The following is a 22,293-nucleotide window of genomic DNA, read 5'->3' as shown; positions in this document are numbered from 1 at the left end:
CTTACCGAAGGAGGTATGACATGCTGCAACACATGAAAGGCATGGCGCGCCCGTATGCGACGCTTTTCGTTCTCGCGCTCGTGGTGGCCGTGGTGGCGCGAATCGGGCTTGCGGTGATGGACGTCACGGGGACGCTCGCCTACGACTACATTTCGGCGGCCGACGTGCCGATGCTCGACGTCATCTGCTCGATCCTCACAGGATCGACGTTTGTGGCGTTCATGTTTCTGGCGGGCCTCGTGCTCGTGATATCGACGGCGGGCGTGGCGCTCTACGGGTTTCTTTACGAGCGCGGCTATGCGGGTGCCGGCAAGCCGGCGATGGCGTTTCTGTGGGGATGGGCCACGGCGCTCGTCGCCATCGTGTGCGCGTTTGTCGTGGCGAGCGGCATCCTTTCGGCGGTCCAGGTGGACTCGATGAGCTCGAAGCTGCCGTCGGCCGCAGTGCTGGTGGTGGCGCTCGTCGTGTTCGCGGCGTTTATTGGCACGCTTCTGGCGGCGGCCTCGCAGGTGATCTGCGCGTGCGTCGCCCAGGCCCGGGCGAGGGGCGGCGCGGGTTTGGGCCGTAGCCTCGTGGTCGCGGCGGCTGTATGCGGGCTTGCGGTCATGGTGCTTACGGTGGGCACGTTCGCGTCCATCAACACCCCGTCCATCCAGATGGGAGTGGTGCTCGCGTGGTTCGCCGCCGATGTCGTGGTGAACCTGGGCATCCTGTTCGGCGCGCGTGCGCTGGAAAAGCGGGCGGAAGCGGCTGTGTAGGGGCGATCGCGCGCGGGCGGCTTCCGATTCGGCGGCCGCTTGGCTTTGAGGTCGAGTGCAATCGCGGAGCTCGGCGGCTCGCAGCGCCGCAGTCGCGTACGGGGTTTGGCTAGCCGATGGGCTCCAGGAGGTCGAGCGCCGCCTTGCGTTCGGCCTCTTCGCGCGCCTGCATGTCGGCGAGAACCACATGCCCCGCTTCGGCGAGCGCAAGGCTTTGGCCCTCGTCGAGCCTGCTCCATAGAAACGTTTGCGCTACTTCGTCGACCGTGCGGGCGATGAGGCGCTGCACTTCGGATCCCTGCGGCGTAGCCGAAGCGAACACCGCTTTGCGATCGACGGGGCTCGCGAGGCGCTGCGCCCACGAACGGCCAGCGAGTCGGTCGACCGAGCGTGCGACGGTGACGGGAGTGAGCTGGAGCTGATGAGCCAGATCGCCGATTCTCAGGGGCGCGTTCGCCTCGCCGAGCTTCATGAGGACGAGGCACTCGTTAAAAGAAGCTCCGCAGGTGCCTCTCAGGGCGTCTTCCATGGCTTTGCGTATGAGTTCGAGCGAAACGAGCGTGCGCGAGGCGAAGTAGCGTTTTGCCGCTTCTTTCGAGAGGGGCGGATCGATGTTGGCACCCGCTGCGATCGATGCTTCGAGGATGCTGCGGTACGCTTTGTTCTGCGTGGGGAACAGGGAGTACAGCTGCTCGACGATGGCCTTGTTCGCCCGATCGACGAGAGCAGTGCCCTCTTTGGTTATGCGCACGTCGCGGATTCGCCCATCGCCCTTCGCTCTCTTGTGGCGTTTGACGAGCCTCTTTCCCTCAAGCGCGTTGACTACCTGAGAAGCTACGTTTGCCTTGATGTCGAGCAGGGCGGCGAGATCCGATTGGGCGAGGCCGGTGGGTGCGGCGGCCACCAGTTTGACGAGCGCGCGAAACTGGGTAACGCTCAGATCGCTCACGCTTTTCAGACCCGCCTTCAGGGCGCGGTGGGTCAGCTCGCATGCGACGAAGAACGATGAATCGAGCGACAGGTCGCTGCGGGTGGCCATGGTGACGTACTCCTTGCAATTGTTTCTCTGCTGAACTAATGGTATCCGTTCGCTTTCCACGGGGGCGGTATCGCGCAAAGTCTCCACGCAAAGCGCGGGCAAATGCACCCCTTTTTTAGAGTTCGTCGCCGTTCCCGTATAATGGCGAAACGGCCAACCTTGACAAGAAGGCGAATTCCATGGATCTCTACACCGCACTGCAAAGACCCCGGCCCTACGAACGGCAGGCGAGCATCTGGACCGATCCTCGCATTGCGCCTCAGATGCTTCGGGCTCACCTGGATTCCAGCAGCGATTCCGCGAGCTACGCACCGGGCAGGATCGACGAAACGGTTTCATTCCTGGTTGATGCGCTGCGACTGTCGCGGGGATCGTCGCTCGTCGACCTCGGATGCGGACCGGGGTTGTACGCCGAGCGGTTCGCCCGCGCGGGGGTGCAGGTGACGGGGGTCGATATATCCGAGCATTCGATTGCCCATGCGCTCGATCGGGCACACGGCAAGGGGCTGGATATCGAGTATCGCGTACAGAGCTATTGCGATCCGTTCGGGAGCGACTGCTTCGATGCCGCTATGCTCGTTTGGGAGGATTTCGGGGTGCTGTCGCCCGGGGAAAGGCGGGCGGTCCTCGAGAACGTGCGCCGTTCGCTTCGTCCCGGCGGAAGGTTCGCCCTCGACGTAGCGTCGGAGAAGCAGCTGCCCGACCCCGATGACGGTGCCGCTGGAACGTGGGAGGCGTACGAGGCGGGATTCTTCCGCGATCACCCTTACGTTGTCATGAGGAAAACGTGGTTGTTCTCGGAAACGCATTCGTTCTGCGAAACGAGCGTCGTGGTCGATGGCGGCATCACCGTCTATCAGAACCATCAGACGGTCTTTTCCGTACGGCGTATCGTCGATGAGCTTGAGGATGCGGGATTTTCCGTCGAAACCGTCGGCGACGATCTGCGAGGCACTCCGTATTCGGGCGAATCGCTTCAGATCGGAGTTGTTGCCGTAAAACCGCAATAGGCGGATGCGGATGTCGGGTTCGTCCACAGATGGAAATCCTAGCCGCCCCGACCGAAGGGCGCGGGTATACTGTGCTTCATGGAATCCCTTACGGTAAACATACCCGACGTGGCTCTCGTCATCGAAGGCGGCGGCATGCGGGCGAGCTATACGGCGGGCGCGATCGTCACGCTTTTGGAGCGCGGTCTTCATTTCGGGAAGGTCTACGGCATTTCGGCCGGGTCGAGCCATGCGGTCAACTACGTGTCGCGCGACATGGAGCGGACGAAGGCTTCGTTCGTCGATCTGGTAAATGATCCGCAGTTCGGCGGCGTGGCCAGCATGCTTTCGGGCAAAGGGTACTTCAACGGGCCGTACCTCTACGAGGGTGTGGCCGAACAGCTTGCAGGTACCGACGAGGTGTTCGCGTTCGATTGGGATACGTTTCGGGCGAACCCCGCCGACGTGCATATCGAGGGGTTCGATTGGGATACGGGCGAGACGGTGGCCTGGACGAAGGCCGACATGCCCACCATGCGCGCCATGATGCTGCGCGTGCGGGCGAGCTCGACCATGCCCATCTTCATGCCTCCGACCGTGATAGACGGGCGCACGTACATGGACGGCGGCATGGGGGATAGCTGGGGCGTGCTGCTCGATGCTGCGCGCCGCGACGGGTTCGAACGTTTCTTCATCGTGCGTTCGCAAAAGCGCGGCTACCGAAAAAAGCCCTTGGGGTCCGTCTCGCAGGCGCTGTTTCGGGCCGCGTTTCGGCAGCACCCGCTGGTAGCGCAGCGCTCGATCGAGCGCTGGCGGTTCTACAACGATATCCTCGACGAGGTCGAACGGCTCGAAGCCGAGGGGTCAGCAATGGTATTCTACCCCGAAGAGATGCCCGTTTCGAACAAGGAAACCCGCTACGATAGGCTGCGGGCCGCCTACGATCGCGGGTACGCCCAGGCGCAGCGCGAAGCCGATAGCTGGGTGTCTTGGCTGGGGGTTTCATAGCGTCGCTTCGCGATGTCGCAGGGAATCGGCAGATGCTTGTCGTGCTACCATAGACGCCGACAGAAAGGACGGTCTATGGCAGCCGATGGTCAGAATGCCGCTTCGAAGCTCGAAGTCATATTGGGTCGCGAAGGCGTAAGGCGCCTTGGCGAATCGACCGTTATGGTGCTCGGCCTCGGGGGCGTGGGCTCCAACTGCGTCGAAGCTTTGGCTCGCGGCGGTGTGGGGCGCCTCGTCATCGTCGATCACGATGTCGTGCAGGAGAGCAACATCAACAGGCAGGCGATTGCCTTCCATAGCACCGTAGGCCGCAAAAAAACCGATGTTATGCGGGCGATGATCGCCGACATCAATCCCGATACCGCGGTTGTTGCCCACGATATGTTCGTGCTTCCCGACAACCTGGGCGGTCTGTTCGACGAACACGAAAACGCATTCGACTACGTGGTCGACGCCATCGACACGGTGTCGACAAAGCTTGCGCTCGCTGCGCTCGCTCAGGAACGGAAAATCCGTCTCATCAGCAGCATGGGGGCAGCCAATAAGCTCCATCCCGAGTGCTTCCGCACGGCAGACATCTACGAAACCGTCAATTGTCCGCTGTGCCGCGTCATGCGTAAAGAGGCGAGGAAGCGCGGCATCGAGCGCCTTCGCGTGCTGTATTCGTGCGAGCAGCCGGTTGAAACGGCTGCGGCCGAAGGCGCGCAACGGCGCGAGCGAACGAACCTCGGAACCGCATCGTTCGTGCCGCCGATCATGGGCCAGATGCTAGCGGGCGAGGTGATCCGTGCATTATCGGGCATCGGTCAGGATCGCGAATCCGTGGACAGCGCGATGAAACTGGCCGATTCGATCAAGCCGAACCGGTGGGAATCGGGCAGCGTGCGGGCTTCGGGTGCCGATGCGGGAGGCGCTTGCGTTTCGAAGGCTGCGGGGAAGGGCGTTCGATGAGGATCTTCGACATGCACTGCCATCTTGATTTCGCAGACGACGCCCAGCGCGCCGCACGCGAAGCGGCCGCGCGCGGCATCGGCTGTTTTTCGGTGACGGTAACGCCGCAGGATTACGAAGCCGCCGTCTGCGAGCTCGAACCATGCGAAAACGTACGGGTGGGGCTCGGCCTGCATCCGTGGTGGGTGGCCGACGGCCTTTGCGGTGAAGACGACATCGCCCTGTTCGAGCGGCTCGCCGCATCGACGGCTTTCATCGGGGAGGTGGGACTCGACTTCGGCGCGCGCCGCTCGGGAACCGAGGACGCGCAGGTTGTGGCCTTCGAGCGCGTGCTTTCGGCGTGCGCTGCGGGCGGCAAGGTGCTGTCCGTCCATGCGGTTAAGGCGGAAGACGCAGTACTCGACCTGCTCGAACGCCATGCGCTGCCCGAAGGCAATGCGTGCATCCTGCACTGGTTTTCCGGTTCGTCGGATCAGCTGCAGCGAGCGGTAGCGCTCGGGTGCTTTTTCTCGGTCGGCCCTCGCATGGTGGCCTCGAAGCGCGGGCGCGAGTATGCGAAGGCAATCCCTCTCGACAGGCTCCTTCTCGAAACCGATGCGCCGCCTCAGCCTGGCTCGGCCATCCCCTACGGCGAGATCGAGACCCTGCTGGTTTCCGCACTCGAGGCTGTCGAGCTCTTGCGGGGCGAAGGTGCGGCTGCCCGCATCGCCCAGACGAGCGAACGACTGCTCGGCGGGCGCATCGAAGGGCGTCTCGGGGCTGTCTAGCGGTAGTCGCTTTCGTCGGCGAATTGCCAGCCGAGCAACGCGTCGCCGACGAGCCTGAACTCGAAGGGCAAAGGCTTTGCGAGCTTGCCTTCGTCGATGTTCATCGGAATGGCTTCGAGTTCGTGCTGCATCTCGAAAAACGAGATATCGTCGAACACCTCGCCGTACTCGTCGGCTTCGTCGGGGTCGATTTCGAGTATGGCGATCACGGCGTCGAGGTAGCCGTCCAGCCTCTCGCTGCTTGTCCTGATGGCATCGATCTCGCTTCGCTTGAAGACGGAGAGCTCGGCGCAATACCAGCCGATGGCGTCCTCGTCGTCTTCGCCCATGAGGTCGCTGAGAACGATATCGTTCTTCTCGAGATCCTCGATGGTGTAGCATTCGGCGAGCACGTCGGGCGTGACGAGCATCGCCTCGTTCTCGTCGCAATCGCTCATCACGTAGATGGCGAGCAGGATGAGCATGTCATCGCGATAGTCGAGCGAGATGCCGAAGTGGTAGTTCGGATCGTCGTGGTACGACCCCCAGAAGATATCGGGCTGGTTTTCGAGGAGGGTCTGAGCGGTGGCTGCCATGGCGTTCCTTTCCGAGGATGCTGCGCGCGGGCGCGCATGCAAACTATAGCACGGAAACCCGCGCTCCGGCCGCAGAGGAGGCCTTACGCCGCCTGCGGCGGGACTCGGGTGCCGGAGCGCTTCTCGCAGAGGACGGAAAACGCAACGAACAGCAGGACGGCGGCGAGAGGGAACGGCATGTCGAAGGAGCCTGCGGCGACGACAGGCGGAATCCCACTATGACGAATGCTGGCAAAGCGATCGCGTTTCCGCGGGGTATGCGGACCTCGGTGCGCCGGATTGCGGACGATTTCAGGAGGCGATGCGCACGTTCTATGGCTGGGAGGTAACGGTTGGATGGAGAATCGCATGCCTGCGATTCCGTGCGTTATGTTCGGAGGAAAGATACTGCGCGCGGGCGATGGGCCATGCAGTCGTCGTCTCTGGCGATGGACGCCCGCGCCATCCCGCACGCTGCGCGACAACGACAATGCCGAAAGGAGGCCTTCGATGGCGCATGGGACCCAAGAAGTTCGAGCCGAGCAACCTCGGAAGGGGGGCCTGTTCGACGACCTTTCGGCGACGCAGGTTATCGCCGGGGCGCTGGCGGCGGTCACCTCGATGCTGCTGGCCTCGCAGATAGGCATTGCCGGTTCGGTGATCGGCGTGGCCGTCGGCTCGGTCGTTTCGGCGGTTGCATCGCAACTGTACAAGAAGTTCCTTGCGGCTTCGGCCGAAAAGATCAAAGACCTGCATCCCATCGAGGCTTCTGCCGGGGCGGCGACGTTCGGGCCCCCGGCAGACGAGGCGATGCCTTCCGAAGCCGCTGGGCAAGGCGAGAGCGAAACCGCGTGGCGAACGGACGGGGAAACCAATCGCTTCGACACGGTTGCCGTCCCTGCGAAAACAGCGGTTTTACCCGTTGTCCCCCGGCAATCGACTACGCCGAGCCTCGACGACACCGCCCTGCAGGGCGACGCGACAGTCATTCGAGCGAAGACGATGCGCAGGCGCAAGAAGCAACTGCAGCGGCGCGTGGCGGCGGTCGCCGCCGTGTCGGCCTTGGTCGCCGTAGTGGTTTCGGCGTTCCTCGTGAATGCGGTTACCGATGGACAGGGCATCGGCGCCAAAGTTTCGCCTTTGCCGTCGATTGCCGGGCAAAGCCAGTCTTCGGATGCTGGGCGGGAATCCAGCTCCTCCGAAGGAGATTCGGCTGCGCAAAACGGTAAGGCGCAAGACGAGAGCGCCTCTTCGTCCGACGATGCGTCGAAGGGCGCGGATTCCGATCAGTCGGGAAGCGACGCCTCTTCGGGCAGCGGTCAGGCTGGCGGTGCGACCGACCCCTCGAATCCGTCGGGCGGAAGCGGGGGACAGGGTTCCGGGAGCGGCTCGGACGGAAGCGGGACCGCCGGCGACGGCCAGGGGTCGGACGGGCAAGGCTCCGGCTCGGGCACCGGCCAGGGGTCGGGTTCCGGTTCGGGTTCAGACGGCGGCTCGGGCACCGGCAGCGGCTCGACCTCCGGCTCCGGCCAGGGGTCGACCGGCAAGAACACGAGCGGATCGAACATCGCGCAGGTGGGCAGCGGACAGTCGGCCAAAAGCACAGCGAGTGCGACCCCGCGGTAGGGCGGTGCGTTCGCCGTCGGATCGGCGCGCTGTCCGCCCGTACGCCGGGCGGACAGCGCCGGTCGAATCGCTATCGGAGGATAACCGAGGCTGGTTTTCTCGGTGCCGTGCGCCGATACGAAACGGCAGGATAGCCGGCGAGCATGCAGCAGGATATCTCCTTGCCTTCGATGCCGAGCCAGCTTTCGAGCGTCTTGCTTCCCGAAACGATGTGCCTCAGGTATCCGCTGTGCAGCACGCCCGCGCCGTGCGCGACGGCGGCGAGTTCCATGTTCGCTGCCGCGAGGCCTCCGTCCCACGGGTTTTTGGTGACTACGAGAAAGAACGTCGGAGCGTTGAAGAAGAGACGGTCTTCGCTGTTCTTGCGATAGGCTTCGTGCATCTGATCGAAGATGCGGGCGTACGGCGATCGCTCTTGCGCAAGCCGTTCGGCCACACGGGGGAGCTCGTCCCAAAGCATCTGCTTGAATTCGGCGAGCCCCTTCTTGACGACGACGATCTTCGTGCGCTGCCTGTTTCGGGCGGTTGGGGTGTAGCGGGCCGCCTGGATCATGTCGTCGATGACCGCATCGTCTAGGGTTTCGCTGGTGTACGAGCGGACGCTCCGGCGGGATTTGACGGCTCGAATCAGCTGGCTGGAGTTGAGCGCGGGCATACGATTGATGCTCTCGACGTCTTCCATGTCGTACGAGGGGATGCTCGCCGCCTCCGTCGGGCATACGGCAACGCAATGCCCGCATTCGAGGCAGGGGCCGCTCACGACGGCGATCCCGTCTTCAAGGCGCAGTACTCCCGGGAAGCAATCGTCCACGCATTCACCGCATCCGATGCAGCGGTCGGCGTCTATGTGCACAGCGATGCCCATGAGCGCTCCTTTTCGTATCTCGGATCCGTTTTCGGTTTCCTACAGGAGGTGTTCGCGCAGGTACTCGCCGCCGTACGGAGAGAGATACGCGGGCGCGATATCGAACACGGTGCGGGCTCCCGCTTGGCCCTCCTGTGCGAGGCGGTGCGCTGCACGGGCGAAGGCGACGAGGACGTTGCCGGTGAATCCGGGGTTCGAACCGAGCTTGAGGGAGTACTCGATGAGGGCGGGGTTTCCGTCTCCGGTCTCGCCGCTGCGGAGGACGAACCCGCCGTGCGGCATGGCGGCGTGATCGCGGTCGAGTTCCTCCTGCGAGATGAAATGCACGGTCGTGTCGTAGTCGGCGAAGTAGTTGGGCATGGTTATGATCTGCTCTTCGACGGCGTCCGCGTCGGCGCCTTCGTCGAGCACGACCCAGCACTCGCGCAGATGCTTCTGCCTTGTGGTGAGCTCGGGGTTCGAGCCGGAGCGCACTGCTTCGAGGGCCGCTTCGACGGGAATGGTGTACTGCTTCGCATCGGCGACGCCTTCGATGCGGCGGATGGCATCGGAGTGACCCTGGCTCACGCCGCGGCCCCAGAACGTGTAGTCGGTGCCCTCGGGCAGCACGCAGGTGCCGTACAGGCGGTTGAGCGAGAACATGCCCGGATCCCAACCGCATGAGATGACGGCGATGGTGCCCGCATCCTGCGCGGCCTTGTTGACGATGGCGAAGTGCTCGGGGATGTTCGCGTGGGTGTCGAAGCTGTCGACTACGGTGTAGCGGGCCGCGTAGCGGGGGGTCTGCTCGGGCAGGTCGGTCGCGCTTCCGCCACAGAGAATGAGCACGTCGATATCGTCGGCGCCCTGATCGAGTTCGCTTGCGGGGCGCACGGGCACGTCTTTGGTGTGCGCAGCGACCGTCGAGGGATCGCGGCGGGTGAATATGCCGGCGAGCTCCATATCGTCGTGCTGTCCGATCGCGAGCTCGACGCCGCGTCCGAGGTTTCCGTAGCCGAGAATGCCGATGCGTATGCGTTTCATGAGTCTCCTTGCTGGTTGTCGTGTACGGGTCCGTGTATGTGCTGGATACATACTAATGCTGCGCTCGGCGCGATAGGGAAGAGAATCCGCAAGCCAACGGAGAATACAGAACGCCGCGCAAGTCATGTGCCGTACCGAACGCAGCGGCGAAGTGGAGATTCGCGACCGCTTTGCTATAATCGCGGCATGGATTTTGGGAACAACACGAAACCGAGCATTCTCGTCGTCGAGGACGATGCGGCGATCAACGACGTCGTGCGTTCGTTTCTCGGCAAAGCGGGATACGCGTGCACGCCGGCGTACTCGGGAACCGAGGCGCGCCTGCTCATGCAGGATGCAGGCGCGTACGACCTCGTGATCTGCGACCTCATGCTGCCGGGCATGCGCGGCGAGGATGTCGTGAGCATCTTCCGCGAAGGCAGCGATGCGCCCGTCATCGTGATATCGGCGAAAAGCGATGTTTCGAGCAAGGTCGATCTTTTGAGGATCGGCGCCGACGACTACCTCGTGAAGCCCTTCGACCTCGAGGAGCTGCTCGCGCGCGTCGAGGTGCAGGCGCGGCGCGCATCGCAGCGCTCGGGGATGGGCAAAGCGCCCGGCCGCACGCTTCGCTTCCGCACGTGGGAGATAGACCTCGACGAGCGCGCGTTTCGCGTTGCGGGAACGCCGGTCAGGCTCACGCGCACCGAGTTCGAGATGGTCGCCGCGCTCATGGCCCATCCGATGCGGGTGTTTTCGAAGAAGGACCTCTCGGCGGCGGCCTGGGGCGACGAGGGGGCGCTTGAGGAGAAGAGCGTGAGTACGCATGTCGGCAACATCCGCAGCAAGCTCAAGGAGACGGGAACCGACGGCTTCATCGAGACGGTATGGGGCGTGGGTTTCAGGCTCGCAGACGACTCGCAACGGCGATGAATCGGGACTGCACGCCATCTTGGAACTTTCTTGCAGCTTCCCCGGAGGTTCCTGAAAATCCGTTCTCTATCGTGGAGGCAATGCAAAACCTCCAGGAAGGGGAAACGGTATGAATGCTCTTCGGACCGTGGCGCTCGGCAAGCGATACGGCAGGACGTGGGCGGTCGATCACGTGACCATGACGGTGGCTCCGGGTGACATCTACGGATTCGTCGGCCGCAACGGGGCCGGAAAATCGACGCTCATGAAGATGGTGGCGGGATTGTCGCTGCCGACAGAGGGATACATCGAGCTGTTCGGCGACGTCGTGCGCCCCGGCGAGACGAGCTCGCGGGTCGGGTCGATCATCGAGGGGCCCGGCGTGCATCCCAACCTTTCGGGGCTCGACAACGTGATGTGCCGCGCGCTTGCGCTCGGATCGGCGAACCCCCGCGCGATCTCGGGCGACGTGCTCGAGTTCGTGGGCCTTTCCGATGTTGCCAAGCATCGGGCGGGATCGTACTCGCTCGGCATGAAGCAGCGTCTCGGCCTTGCGCTCGCTTTGGTGGGCTCGCCCGATCTGCTGCTGCTCGACGAACCCTTCAACGGGCTCGATCCGGAAGGCGTGCGCGACATCCGCAGCCTCATCACGCGCCTCAACGAGGATCGGGGCATCACGGTTTTCATCAGCTCGCACGTGCTTGATCAGCTCGAGCGCATGGTAACGCGCTACGGGGTCATACGCGGCGGGCGCCTGGTGCGCGAGCTGACGGTTGAGGATGTCGATCGGGAATGCTCCGACTACCTATGCATCGAAAGCCCCGAATGCGAGATGGCGCTCGCTGTGCTCGAGCGGGCGCGGCCCGACGCCTCCCTCGGCGTATACGGAGACGGGTCGATCCGCGTCGATTCCGGCCTTCCCTCCGAGGAGGCGGGCTGGATTCTCGCCGAGGCCGGGATCCCCGTATCGGCGATGTATCGCCACTCCCGCGATATCGAGGACTACTTCGTCGAGCTGATGGACCAGGGGATTTCGCAGGACGGTCGCTCGGGGGGAGGTGCGTCATGCTGAGCATGCTGAGGTCGAATCTGTACCGCCTTGTGAAAACGCGCCTTACATGGGTGTACGTTATCGTGTGCGGGCTGATTATCTGCTGGGACCCCCTTGTGTGGTTTTTCACGGCGAGTTCGCCCGCGTCCTATGGCGACCCGCTCAACCCGACCATGACCGCGGTGCAGATGTACGGGAAAGCTCTCGGATCGGGGGTTTTGTTCCTAGCGAGTGTCTACTGTGCGGTTTTCTTCGCTGCCGATTTCGAGACGAAATCGATCAAGAACGTGCTTCAGGCAAAAGGCGGGCGCGTATCGTATGCGCTTGCTGCGGTGGCAACGGTCCTTGTCGTGCAGGTGGGAGCCATAGTTGCGGGTTCGGTGGTGGCCACAGTGGTGTATCAGGCTCTCGGTTTTGCGATCGCCGAAAGCAGCGCGGTTGATCTGGCGCTTTTGTTCTGCCAGTTCCTGCTCGTTTCGACGGCGTATTCGCTCATTGCCGTCCTCCTTGCGTTTGCCACAGGGAACGAGACGCTGGCTACGGTTGTGACGCTTGCCGTTTCATCAGGCCTTCTTGAATCGTTTCTGCGGGTGGGGCTTGCGAACGTATTCGCTGATTTTCCGCCGCTGCGCGACTGCCTCGATGGGTACCTTGCCGTCCAAATGAACCTTTTGAGTAAAGGGACGGTATCGGATGCGGGCGGGTTCGCGGCTGCTGCGGCAACGTGCGCCGTCGCACTCGGCTTGTGCGTGCTGGTAATGAAGAAAAGGGAGCTTGCAAAATGATCGTCGCCGTTATCGTCCTCTCGGTTGCCGTTGTGCTGCTTCTCGTGCTTGCCCTGTGCTATGAGCGGGAGTTTCGAAGCGTCGCGCGGTTCCTCGGGGGCGCAGACGATGCCAGCAACCAGCGTTTGACGGTCGAGCTGCGCACGCCGGGAACCGTCAAGGCGGCAAGCGCGGTGAACGGCCTGATCGACGATCAGGGGCGCGTGCGCCGCGAGGTTGAGGGCGAGAGGAGGCGCTTCCGCGAGGACATGGCGGCGCTTTCGCACGATGTGCGCACGCCGCTTGCCGGGGCCCAGGGCTACCTGCAGCTCTACGGCTTCGAGGACGACCCGGACGAGCGGGAGCGCTGCGTGAGCGAAGCGCGGGCGCGGCTCGCCGCGATGAAAGAGCTCGTCGACCAGCTGTTCGAGTACACGAAGGCCCGCGATCCCGACTGCGATCCTTGCGAGGGGGCGACATCGGTGTACGACGCGGTTGTCGAGGCGTTCACCTCGCTGTACCCGAGCTTCGCCGGCAAGGAATGGGAGCCGGCCATCGATTTCGAGGACGAGGCGCTTGCGGTGTCGGCGGACGTCGACGATCTCGTGCGCGTGTTCTCGAACCTTGCGGCGAACTGCTTGCAGCACGGCTCGTCGGCCCCGACGGTTGTGCAGCGCGGCCGCACCGTTGCCGTCTCGAACCGCGTGGACGACCCCGCTGCCATCGACGAGAGGCGATTGTTCTCGCGATTCTACCGAGCCGACGCATCGAGGGGATCGGCGGGCAGCGGTCTGGGCCTCGCGATCGTGGCGAGCCTGTGCGAGAGGATGGGGGCCACGGTTGGGGCCTCTATCGAGGGCGACACGCTGACCGTCGAGATCGAGCTGCCACGCTAGCACGCCTCGGGTTCGAGGCGGTAGCCGATGCCCCAGACGGTTTGGATGATGCGGGGATCGGACGGATCGTCTTCGACCTTTTCGCGGAGCTTCTTGATGAACACGGTGATGCTCGACGTCTCACCGACGAATTCCTTTCCCCACGCCGCCTCGACCAGCTGCTCTTTGGAGAGTACGATGCCGGGGTTGCTGGCAAGCGCGAAGAATATCTTGAACTCTTTCGGCGTGAGCGAGAGCCTCTCGTCTCCTTTCGTTACGCGGAACTGCGCGACGTCGAGGGTGAAGCGGCCGATGTCGAGCACCTCGTCTTTCGAGGCCGTTGCGACGCCCATGTTCGCGCGGCGGAGGTGCGCCTCGATGTGCATGAGCAGCTCGCGCGGATCGAACGGCTTTACCATGTAGTCGTCGCCTCCGGCCTGAAAGCCGATGCCCTTGTCCACGATGTCGCCCTTGGCCGAGAGGAAGATGATGGGAGCTGTGATGCCACGTGCGCGCAGCTCGCGGCATGCGGCGAAGCCGTCCATCTTCGGCATCATGACATCCATGATGATGAGATCGGGCTTTTCCTGCTCGGCTATTGCAAGTGCGTCGAAACCGTTGTCGGCGTAGGCGAACTCGTATCCCGCATCGAGGAGCATGCTCGACACGAGCCGTTCGATGCTGATTTCGTCGTCAACGAGCAGTATCTTCATCATATTCCTCCGTATCGACGGGTGCGTAGGGGATCCGCACGGTGAACGTGCTCCCCGCTTTGCGAGCCGACGAGACCGACACGGTGCCGCCGTGGAGTTCGGTGAGCTCTTTGACTACGGCGAGGCCGAGCCCCGTTCCTCGGTAGCGGCGGTTAGGCGATTGCCCTGCCTGTCGGTAGCGTTCGAAGATGCCTTCCCGGTCTTCCTCGGCAATGCCGATGCCGTCGTCGGCGACCGATATGACGATGGATCCGAGATCGGGCGAGCTTCCGTCTCCGGTGCTGTCTCCGGCGTCTTTCCCGTGCGCTTCGGGAGGCGCGAATACGGCACGCACGTCGACCGTTCCCCCGGCATGCGTGTACTTGATGGCGTTGTCGACGAGGTTTTCGAGTATGCGGCGAAGCTTCTCCCAATCGGCCATCGAGAGCGGGATGTCGGAATCGGCCCGTGCCGTCAGCGCGATGTCCTTGTTCTTGGCAACGGGTTCGAGCGAGTTTTTGATGAAGCCGATCAGGTCGACGAAATCGACGGGTTCGGTGATGAGCTCGTTTTTATGGGCTTCGGCCTTCGAGATGGTGAGGATGTTGTTTACCATGTTCAGCAACAGCGTTGCATTCGCCTCGATCTCCTCGACGGCGTTGCACGTTTTGTCGTCGAGCGAATCGACGGTGCGTAGGATGCGGGCGAACGCGAGTATCGAGGTGAGCGGTGTGCGCAGCTCGTGGCTCATGATAGCGAAGAACTCGTTTTTGTAGGCGGTCTCCTCGCTCAGTTTGTCGAGCGTTTTCTTGAGCTCCGATTTCTGGTAGATGAGCAGATCGTTTAAGGCTGATAGCTCGTCGGTCTGGTTCTTGACCTCGGTCTCCATGCTGGTGTAGAGCCGCTCGAGGCGCCGCGCCATCTTGTCGAAGTCGTTCGCGAACTCCGTGATCTCGTCGGGACGCCCCGTGTTCTGCAGGTTGAGTTCGTAATCGAACGCGCCCTTGCCGATCTGCTTGGCGGCGTTTCCGAGCGCTTCGATGGGACGCAGCACGAGCTTGCTTACGGCAACGTATATGCCGATGCAGGCGATCACGAGCACGAGCAGCACCATGAACACCTGCTGGATCACGCTCGTCTGCATCCCGGCCGCGTAGATGTCCATGGGTTCGATGATGGACATGGCACCGCCGATATCGCCGACTTGCATGCCCTCCTTTTCGTAGCCGTACTGATCGAGCTCGCCTACGGGCTCGCCGTGGCATTCGAGGCATGTCTCGGTTACGTAGAGCGGCTCGGTATAGCGGAATACGCGCTGGCCGTTCTCGTCGGTTCCCACCCCGTAGTAGGCTTCGAGCTCGGGATCGGCGGCAAACGCCTCGAACGCCTCTTTCTCGAACTCGTCGGGTGCGCTTGCCAGTTGGCGCGGGTTCTCCTTGACGAAGTGAATTACGTAGTCGGTCTGGGTGGTGAACAGGGTGCTGACCGATTTTGCAGCCACAACGCACACGAGGTGCTTCGTACGGAAGGTGCCGTCATCGTTGCGGTTGATAATGTCTTGGTTGATGTCGACGAAATCCCATACGGCGCGCATTTCGTCGGCGAGCACCTCGGCCTTCTCGAGGGCTTCGTTCTGCGATTGCTGCTGCTGGAGGTTCACGTTCCAGAGCGCGTCGACGATCATGAGGATAACGACAAGCGCGCCGATCAAGACGGCGAATTTGAAGCGGATGCCGTAACGGAACGGCTTAGCGTTCTTTGCGAGCATTTCATCCTCCGTGCGCCTGCGTTCGGTCCCCTTGCTTCCCCGTGCGCCCAACCGCGCCCTCGTCTGTACGGCGCCCCTCGCCGTCGTAACCATTATCTGCGAAAATACGTCCGAGGGGAACGGGCTTGGGGCTCGGTAATTCTTTTTTAATACTTTGCAGGAATTTCTTAATGGAAAGTTCAATTCGTAACCATTGAATCACGCTGTCGAAGTGCGGAGAATGAACGAGAGGGGCACCGGGGGTGAAACGGTGCTATCGAGTAAGACGATCGAGGAAGGGAACTCTATGAAGCAATCTGCTGATCATGGAATGCCGTCGCTTTCGCGCAGGACGTTCGTGGCCGCAGCGGCTGCGACGGGCGCAGCTGCCGTCGGCCTCGCCGGATGCAGCCCGGCGGCCGAGAAGGAGCCTGAGAAAGAAGCATCGCCGGAAGTGGTTGACCCGTATGCGAATGCCCAAGTGTTCTATACGTCCTGTCCGCCCGAGTGCCAGCATCACAATTTAAAGGCGTATGTCGTTGACGGTGAAATCGTTAAAGTCGAATCCTCCGAGATGAATGACTGCTCGGCATGTGCTCGCGGTATTTCGCGTAGCTATATGTCCAAGGATCCCAATCGGCTGACGGTGCCGCTGCTTCGCGATGGAGAAAAGGGATCCGGTTCATTCAAAGAGATCACGTGGGATGAAGCGTTTGACCTTATCGAAGAAAAGTTTAGGGATGCCATAGAGACCGATGGGGTTCAGTCTATTTGCTATGTAACTGGATCGGGGAACTTCGGTTCGATGCACGGTCCGGTTGCAACAGCGTTTTTTGCTCATTTGGGCGGTGCCAGCACCACGGTCGGCTCGCTGTGCTGCGCGGGAACGACTGCGGCGCAGGTCCCTATTTACGGACAGCGTTTTCTCGACACGCGAAACCAGATAGAAAAAAGCGATTACGTGATCGTGTGGGGCAATAACCCCTCCATCTCCAAGCAAGGTTATTTTCAACGTTTCGAGAGAGTCATCGAAAACGGTGGCAAGGTTGTCGTGATTGATCCGATCTTCACCGAATCGGCTTCCAAGGCCTCGGAATGGATTTCCCCGTGGCCCGGTACCGATGCGGCGATGGCGCTTGCGATGATCAAGGTTGTCATCGACGAAGAACTTTACGATAAGGAATATACGCTCGCGCATACGTGTGCTCCGTGTCTCGTTGACAAATCGACGGGCGAGCCGGTTCTTGAGGACGAGGCTGATCCTGCATCGTTCGTAGTGTTTGACGCTGCAGGTGGCGAGATCGTTCGACATGATAAGAGCGGGGTAGAGGCGGCGCTTACGCTCGATGGAACATCGGCTGCCGATGCATATAGCACTGAGTTCGAATTGATATACGCCGAAGCTGCAAAGTGGGACGTTGCTGCAGCCGAGGCTGAATGCGGCGTTCCTGCGGCCGATATCGAACGCTTGGCGCGCGAATACGCCCAGGCTGACAGGGCTATGATCATCCAGAATATGGGCGGATTCATGAGAACTGAAAACGGCACCAATGCGGTTGCCACCCAACTGTATCTGGCAGCACTCTGCGGGCATGTGGGGCACGAGGGCGACGGAGTCAGCGATGCTGGCGGTGTAAACGAGGTGAAAACGGGGGCTCCCATCGAGGTTCCCAAACTCGATAACACGGTTCCGGCGATCCCTCGATTCAGATTCGGCGAAGCCGTTCTCAATGAGGACCCGCTCAAAGTGAACGTATTCTGGTCGATGACCGGTAACCCGATGACCCAGTGGCCGAACACCAATATGGTACGTAAGGGTTTGGAGAAGATCCCCTTTGTCGTAACGGTGGACCAATACCTAACCTCGACTGCTTTGTATTCGGATCTTGTGCTACCGGTTGCTGCCCAGTTCGAACACGAAGACGTATTGGCAAATCATCGTAGTCACTGGATTCAGCTTTGCGAGAAAGCCATCGACGGACCCGGTGAAGTGAAGAGTGATTTCGACATATTCGCCGAGCTTGCTGGCCGATTCGATTTTGGGGAGGCGTTCAGCAAGCCGATGGAGGAAATGATCTCAAACGTGCTTGAACCAACGGGCGTTAGCTATGACGAACTGGTTGAGCAGAAGGCCGTTGATGTGGTCGGGTACGACTACATTCCCTATAAGGACGGTCAGTTTCTTACCAAGTCGAAGAAAGCGGAATTCTGGGTTGCCGCATGGAAGAAAGAGGGCTTTAGCCCGATTGCCACGTACGTTCGTGCCGAAGAGGATGCGCGCAATGAAAACGAGCTCGCATCGAAGTATCCTTTGTTCAGCGTGCAGCGCAAAACATACCGCAGTGTGCATTCGACTTTCAACAATCTCGAGTGGATGGATGAAGTGTGCGACGTGCAGCCGGTTATTCTCCTGAACGAGGCAGACGCCGAATCGCGCGGCATCGCAGATGGCGATACGGTTGTCGTGTACAACGATCGCGGTGAGCATCGTGGCATCGCCGAGGTAGGTACCAGAATCAAGCAAGGTGTCGTCGGCTTGCAGAACGGTTGGTGGGAGCAACAGGGCGGTTCGAGCAGTTACGTTACCAACGATAAGTGGAAGACGCTCGGCGGAACCCATTGCTGCAATCAAACTCTTGTCGAAGTGAAAAAGGAGGCGTAAACCATGGCGCTTGGATTCTGGATGAACAACAAGAACTGCTACGGGTGCAAAACGTGCTCCATTGCATGCAAGAGCGAGAAGCAATTGAACAACGGTGTTTTGCTTCGCCATGTTATCGAAATAAAGCAGAAAGAGCCTTTAGCTGTATCGTTTCTGTCGATGTCGTGCAACCATTGCGAGGAACCGGCCTGTCTGAAGAACTGCCCGGTGCAAGCTTATACTAAACTTGAAAACGGTATCGTGCAGCAGAACCACGATCTATGTATTGGCTGCCAAACCTGTGTTGAGGCATGCCCCTACGGTGCGCCGTGCTATGACGAGCAGGAGAGCAAGACGTACAAGTGCGATATGTGCGTAGATCGCCAAGCGGCAGGTCTGCTTCCTGCATGCGTTGCGGCGTGTCCTGGCATGAACCTTGCAGTTGACGAAATGGATAGTCTGCAGAGTTCGCATGCGGCTGATATCGTATCCGACGACGCGACGGAAACGCAGCCGAACTTCGTGATTACCGTCGATCCGCTGCTGAAGGGTGAACCGGATAACGCTGTGGTGGAAAACGTTGCTTCGAAGGCGTAAGCGCTTTTAGGTTGAGCGACAAAAAGAGAGCGGGCGCGACCATCCGGTCGCGCCCGCTCTCTGCGTAGCTTCGGTCCGGTTTATTCTTTCGCGATGAGCTCGCGTGCCGCTATGCGACCGAACACCATGCACTCGGTGATGTTGCCGCTGCCCTGGTATTTAGCAGCCCACAGCGATCCGAACTCTCCCGAGGAGTACAGGTTTGGGATGGGTTCGCCGTCGGTGTTGATGATCTGTGCTCTCTCGTTGCGGCGCGGGCCTCCGTCGGTGTTGAGAATCTCGGGGATGCACTTGATGGCGTAAAACGGCGGTGTGCTCACCGGAGCCAGCTGATCTGCCGGACGGTGGAACTGCTCGTCTTTGCCGTTTGCGCACGATTCGTTCCATACGTTGACGGTGTTCACCAGCTCGTCGACGGGCACCTCCATAAGCGCCGCAAGCTCTTCGATGGTGTCGGCAACAAGCGCGTAGCCGTCGGCTACCGCATCGATGCTGGGGTCGATCTCGGTTTTCTCGGTCTGGTTTTGCAGCGTGTTGTTTGCCACGTCTTTGCCCATGTAGGCACCGAATCGCTTGCCTTCGGAGTCATATACGAACCACTGTTTTGCGGGGAGGGGCAGCATCTTCCATTCGCCGCCGAAGTTCTGGTGTCCGTGACGACAGCCGTAGTGGAGCGAGAGGGGACCCTCTTCGCCCTGCGTGAACATGGTGGTCCCCTCCCATTCTTGATAGAAGCGGCGCCCGTTCACGCCCACCACGATGCCAAGCGCTTTTTTCAGGCTTCGGTACGGCATGGTTTTCTCGCCGTCGAGGCTGATACCGTTTGACCATGCACCTGCGAAGCTGTTCATGTGCCACATGCTGGCGCCGAGTTTCGCGCAAATCCGGTGCCCGTCACCTGTGTTTGCGGTGGCGCCCGCTGCGTGCATCTGTTCGAAGGAGAGGTAGTCCTGAAGCATCTCGGTGTCGTTTTCGAAGCCTCCGCACGTCATGACCACACCTTTACGCGCTTTTACGTAGACCCCCTTTCCCTTTTCATCGTATATGCCGCCGAGCACGGCTTTGGTTTCGGGGTCTTGAACAAGCGCGGTCAACGGTGCGTTCGTTTTGCGGGTGACCGTATCGGGGTACTGCTCCAATACCGAACTCAGAAACTTGCTTATATGCTGGCGGTCTTCGTCGGCGTTGTCCTTTTTGAACTGGCATTTTGAAAACGAGCCCGAGTTCTCCAGTTCGAACCATTCGGCTTTGCCGTCGCCTTGCGGGGTTATCTTCACGTCATCTTCGGTCATACCCAGGCTCTCAAGCCAATCCCAGTTCTCAGCGGTGCCTTGCGCATACACCTCGTAGATCGACTCGGGCGTGGCTGTGAAGCCCTCTACGAGCGCCTTCATGTACACGGCGAAGCTCTCGGGGTCCTCCGTGATATGAAACGATCCGCTGCAGACGGGCGAATTGCCGCTGCCGATGAGAGTCGATCCCTTTTCGAGCAGAAGCGTGGTTTCGCCGTTTCCTTCGGTTGCCATAGCGACTGCCGTTGCGAGACCTGCCGCCCCGGCTCCGACAACAAGGACGTCGAACTCTTCGTCCCACTGGATGTCGTGAACCGATTCCGCTTGGGCGTTCGCCTCGTTTTTGGCGGACGGTGCGCATCCCGCAAGACCCAATGCGGCGGCGCCCAGCATTGCGGCTCCGCTCGTCTTAATGAAGTTGCGTCGCGAAAGCGAGTTTCTTTTTTCCATCGTATCCTCCTGTTGCGTTCATCCCTGAATGCCTCGATTCGTCTTCTGGTACGGTTTTCGTATCCGGCTCGAAGCTTGCTGCCACGATATGCTGAGCAAGCATTCTTCGTGAGACCCCAATAGGAGCAAACCGGTGAAAACCGTGTAGCCCGATTCGGGCGAAAAAGCCTGCCGCGCGTGCGCGCGGTACTTCGGAAGGAGGTTTTACGGATGCGAAGGACGCTTTGTGTGTGATAATGCGGGCGAGGAGGTTCCATGACGAGTTGTCGGGGAGATAGCGGGCAGGCGATGAACGTCGTTGCGATGGCGGTCGGTTTTTTCGTGTGGTACACCTGCTCGAACTGGGTGAGCGCACTGAGCTACGATGCCTCGTTTTCCCACTGGTGGCTCAATCGGTCGGGAGCGGTTGTGGTTGCGACCATCGTGCTGTGCATCGTTCTTTGGCGCGTGGAGATTCCCGATCGCGCGGCACGGGTACTCGATTGGGCGTTCGCCGTCTGCTATGCCGCTGCGATGCTGATGCTTTCGGCTGCGGGAGCCGACGAGGCGTTGCTCGGAATGCTCGTGGCGGCGCTCGTCCTGTTCGCTGGCGCACAGGTGTGGATGGTTGCGCGATGGGGATCGCGCTATGGGAGATCGTCGACTTCCGACGTGGCCAAAGCGCTGTTGCTGGCCATTGTGCTGGTGGCCGCCGCGAAAGCCGTGACGACTTTTCTTCCCGAACCTGCGACGATGACGTGCATGCTGCTGCTCCCGTTTCTTTCTGCAGGCATGCTGGTCTTCCATAGGACGAACATCGGGTGCGAGGCTCCCGTCGACCTGTGGTTCACGAAGCGATCGCTTGTTCCGTTCTCGCGGATTATCGTCGCGATGGCCGTGTTCTTCTACATCTGGTCGATTCTCAACATGGCGCTCAAGCAAAACACCGGCCATTACAGCTTCGGCACTGCGGCCACCCCATCGTTTACACTGGCGTCCCAGGCGATCTTGCTCGTGTTCTGCGTTTCGGTGTACTGGTGGGTTTTCGTGCGCCGCGGACATATGGACATTACCGTGGTTTGGCGGTTCGCCTACGTGCTTATGGCCTTCGCGTTGTTCATGCTGACCGTTCTCGGCATGGCGCAGCTCATCCAGGCCTTTACCGGGGCGGCTATCGTTATTGCGAAGATGTTTTTATGGCTGGGGCTCGCAAACGTCGCCTTGCATAGCGCGTACAAGCCGTTCATGGTGTTCTGTCCCGGCATGCTGCTCTATTCGATTCCCGATTGGCTGGGAAGGAGCACGGCGTCGTTTTTTGGGCTGACGTCGTTCGATTCGGTGCTCGTATCGGCGCTTCTCGTGGTGAGCGTTGTCATGGTGGCGTTTTTCCTGCCGTCCCGCTCTCCCGATGTCCAATTGCTTCTCTCCGACCTGAACGGCACGGAGCGTCCGAGCGGTCCGGAAGTCGACGTCATCGACGGGCGTTGCGCTGCCGTGGGCGAACAGCGTGGACTGTCGAAGCGCGAAATAGAAATCATGCAGTACCTGTGCAAAGGACGCTCGCGACCTTACATCGCAGAAACGCTGTATCTTTCCGAGAACACCGTTCGCACTCATTCGCGGCGCATCTATGCCAAGCTCGACATCCACAACCGCCAAGAGCTGCTCGATCTGGTAAGCGGGGATCGGTAAACCGCTGTTGTCTCGGTGGGGTATACCTCGGGATCAGCGCGC

General features: G+C 61.0%; 20 protein-coding genes. 13 read left to right on the top strand and 7 right to left on the bottom strand.

The annotated features are described in order from the left end of the window. The first annotated feature begins 20 nt into the window (after positions 1–20). Complete coding sequence (locus MWL89_RS12065) at positions 21–758, top strand: hypothetical protein (RefSeq protein ID WP_244386271.1); 738 nt, start codon at positions 21–23, stop codon at positions 756–758. 109 nt (positions 759–867) lie between these two features. On the opposite strand, the gene MWL89_RS12060 is transcribed toward MWL89_RS12065, so the two are convergent. Further along, positions 868–1,797: a MarR family winged helix-turn-helix transcriptional regulator gene (locus MWL89_RS12060; RefSeq protein WP_102377491.1), complete on the bottom strand. Its 930-nt coding sequence runs from the start codon at positions 1,795–1,797 to the stop codon at positions 868–870. A 179-nt stretch (positions 1,798–1,976) separates the two neighbouring features. Here MWL89_RS12060 and MWL89_RS12055 point away from each other — a divergent pair, with 179 nt between their 5' ends. From MWL89_RS12055 to MWL89_RS12040, 4 genes are all read left to right on the top strand, one after another. Continuing rightward, the gene (locus MWL89_RS12055; RefSeq protein ID WP_244386269.1) at positions 1,977–2,807 is read left to right on the top strand and encodes a class I SAM-dependent methyltransferase; all 831 of its coding nucleotides are present in this window, start codon (positions 1,977–1,979) and stop codon (positions 2,805–2,807) included. 78 nt (positions 2,808–2,885) lie between these two features. After that, on the top strand, positions 2,886–3,794 hold the full coding sequence (locus MWL89_RS12050) for a patatin-like phospholipase family protein (RefSeq protein WP_102377493.1): 909 nt from the start codon (positions 2,886–2,888) through the stop codon (positions 3,792–3,794). A 75-nt stretch (positions 3,795–3,869) separates the two neighbouring features. Then, positions 3,870–4,745: a tRNA threonylcarbamoyladenosine dehydratase gene (locus MWL89_RS12045; protein ID WP_244386268.1), complete on the top strand. Its 876-nt coding sequence runs from the start codon at positions 3,870–3,872 to the stop codon at positions 4,743–4,745. After that, positions 4,742–5,512, top strand: coding sequence for a TatD family hydrolase (locus MWL89_RS12040; RefSeq protein ID WP_244386266.1), 771 nt, complete (start codon positions 4,742–4,744; stop codon positions 5,510–5,512). The genes MWL89_RS12045 and MWL89_RS12040 overlap by 4 nt, the downstream gene beginning before the upstream one ends. Here the strand turns inward: MWL89_RS12040 and MWL89_RS12035 are convergent. Continuing rightward, positions 5,509–6,087, bottom strand: coding sequence for a hypothetical protein (locus MWL89_RS12035; RefSeq protein WP_102377496.1), 579 nt, complete (start codon positions 6,085–6,087; stop codon positions 5,509–5,511). The two genes, MWL89_RS12040 and MWL89_RS12035, sit on opposite strands and share 4 nt — an antisense overlap. Before the next feature lie 489 nt (positions 6,088–6,576). Between MWL89_RS12035 and MWL89_RS12030 the strand changes: the two genes are divergently transcribed. Beyond that, on the top strand, positions 6,577–7,692 hold the full coding sequence (locus MWL89_RS12030; RefSeq protein WP_244386264.1) for a hypothetical protein: 1,116 nt from the start codon (positions 6,577–6,579) through the stop codon (positions 7,690–7,692). A 70-nt stretch (positions 7,693–7,762) separates the two neighbouring features. Here MWL89_RS12030 and MWL89_RS12025 read toward each other — a convergent pair whose 3' ends face one another. Continuing rightward, positions 7,763–8,557 carry a nitroreductase family protein gene (locus MWL89_RS12025; RefSeq protein WP_102377498.1) on the bottom strand — a complete coding sequence of 265 codons (795 nt, stop codon included), beginning with the start codon at positions 8,555–8,557 and terminating at the stop codon, positions 7,763–7,765. A 39-nt stretch (positions 8,558–8,596) separates the two neighbouring features. Next, positions 8,597–9,580, bottom strand: a complete 984-nt coding sequence (locus tag MWL89_RS12020; protein WP_244386263.1) for a diaminopimelate dehydrogenase — start codon at positions 9,578–9,580, stop codon at positions 8,597–8,599. Between the two features lie 186 nt (positions 9,581–9,766). Here MWL89_RS12020 and MWL89_RS12015 point away from each other — a divergent pair, with 186 nt between their 5' ends. The 4 genes from MWL89_RS12015 (at position 9,767) to MWL89_RS12000 (ending at position 13,182) form a co-directional block, all read left to right on the top strand. Then, the gene (locus MWL89_RS12015; protein WP_244386261.1) at positions 9,767–10,492 is read left to right on the top strand and encodes a response regulator transcription factor; all 726 of its coding nucleotides are present in this window, start codon (positions 9,767–9,769) and stop codon (positions 10,490–10,492) included. A 109-nt stretch (positions 10,493–10,601) separates the two neighbouring features. Continuing rightward, positions 10,602–11,543, top strand: coding sequence for an ABC transporter ATP-binding protein (locus tag MWL89_RS12010; protein WP_244386259.1), 942 nt, complete (start codon positions 10,602–10,604; stop codon positions 11,541–11,543). Then, positions 11,537–12,307, top strand: a complete 771-nt coding sequence (locus MWL89_RS12005; RefSeq protein ID WP_244386258.1) for a hypothetical protein — start codon at positions 11,537–11,539, stop codon at positions 12,305–12,307. Before MWL89_RS12010 ends, MWL89_RS12005 begins: the two co-directional genes overlap by 7 nt. Next, on the top strand, positions 12,304–13,182 hold the full coding sequence (locus MWL89_RS12000) for a sensor histidine kinase (protein WP_244386257.1): 879 nt from the start codon (positions 12,304–12,306) through the stop codon (positions 13,180–13,182). Before MWL89_RS12005 ends, MWL89_RS12000 begins: the two co-directional genes overlap by 4 nt. Here the strand turns inward: MWL89_RS12000 and MWL89_RS11995 are convergent. Further along, positions 13,179–13,877, bottom strand: coding sequence for a response regulator transcription factor (locus tag MWL89_RS11995; RefSeq protein ID WP_244386255.1), 699 nt, complete (start codon positions 13,875–13,877; stop codon positions 13,179–13,181). The genes MWL89_RS12000 and MWL89_RS11995 overlap by 4 nt on opposite strands. Then, positions 13,855–15,621: an ATP-binding protein gene (locus tag MWL89_RS11990; protein ID WP_244386253.1), complete on the bottom strand. Its 1,767-nt coding sequence runs from the start codon at positions 15,619–15,621 to the stop codon at positions 13,855–13,857. The genes MWL89_RS11995 and MWL89_RS11990 overlap by 23 nt, the downstream gene beginning before the upstream one ends. 286 nt (positions 15,622–15,907) lie before the next feature. Between MWL89_RS11990 and MWL89_RS11985 the strand changes: the two genes are divergently transcribed. Both MWL89_RS11985 and MWL89_RS11980 read left to right on the top strand, forming a co-directional pair. Next, positions 15,908–18,262, top strand: coding sequence for a molybdopterin-containing oxidoreductase family protein (locus MWL89_RS11985; protein WP_244386251.1), 2,355 nt, complete (start codon positions 15,908–15,910; stop codon positions 18,260–18,262). Positions 18,263–18,265: 3 nt separating this feature from the next. Continuing rightward, positions 18,266–18,838, top strand: a complete 573-nt coding sequence (locus MWL89_RS11980; RefSeq protein WP_244386249.1) for a 4Fe-4S dicluster domain-containing protein — start codon at positions 18,266–18,268, stop codon at positions 18,836–18,838. An 80-nt stretch (positions 18,839–18,918) separates the two neighbouring features. Here the strand turns inward: MWL89_RS11980 and MWL89_RS11975 are convergent, their stop codons facing one another. Continuing rightward, positions 18,919–20,580 carry an FAD-dependent oxidoreductase gene (locus MWL89_RS11975; RefSeq protein WP_244386247.1) on the bottom strand — a complete coding sequence of 554 codons (1,662 nt, stop codon included), beginning with the start codon at positions 20,578–20,580 and terminating at the stop codon, positions 18,919–18,921. A 255-nt stretch (positions 20,581–20,835) separates the two neighbouring features. Here MWL89_RS11975 and MWL89_RS11970 point away from each other — a divergent pair, with 255 nt between their 5' ends. Next, positions 20,836–22,251 (top strand): response regulator transcription factor, encoded by a 1,416-nt coding sequence (locus MWL89_RS11970; RefSeq protein ID WP_244386245.1) that lies wholly within the window; start codon positions 20,836–20,838, stop codon positions 22,249–22,251. The last annotated feature ends 42 nt before the right edge of the window (positions 22,252–22,293 follow it).

The organism is Raoultibacter timonensis (genome assembly GCF_022845715.1).
GTDB lineage: Bacteria > Actinomycetota > Coriobacteriia > Coriobacteriales > Eggerthellaceae > Raoultibacter > Raoultibacter timonensis.
This window is presented reverse-complemented; position numbering and strand designations above follow the sequence as displayed.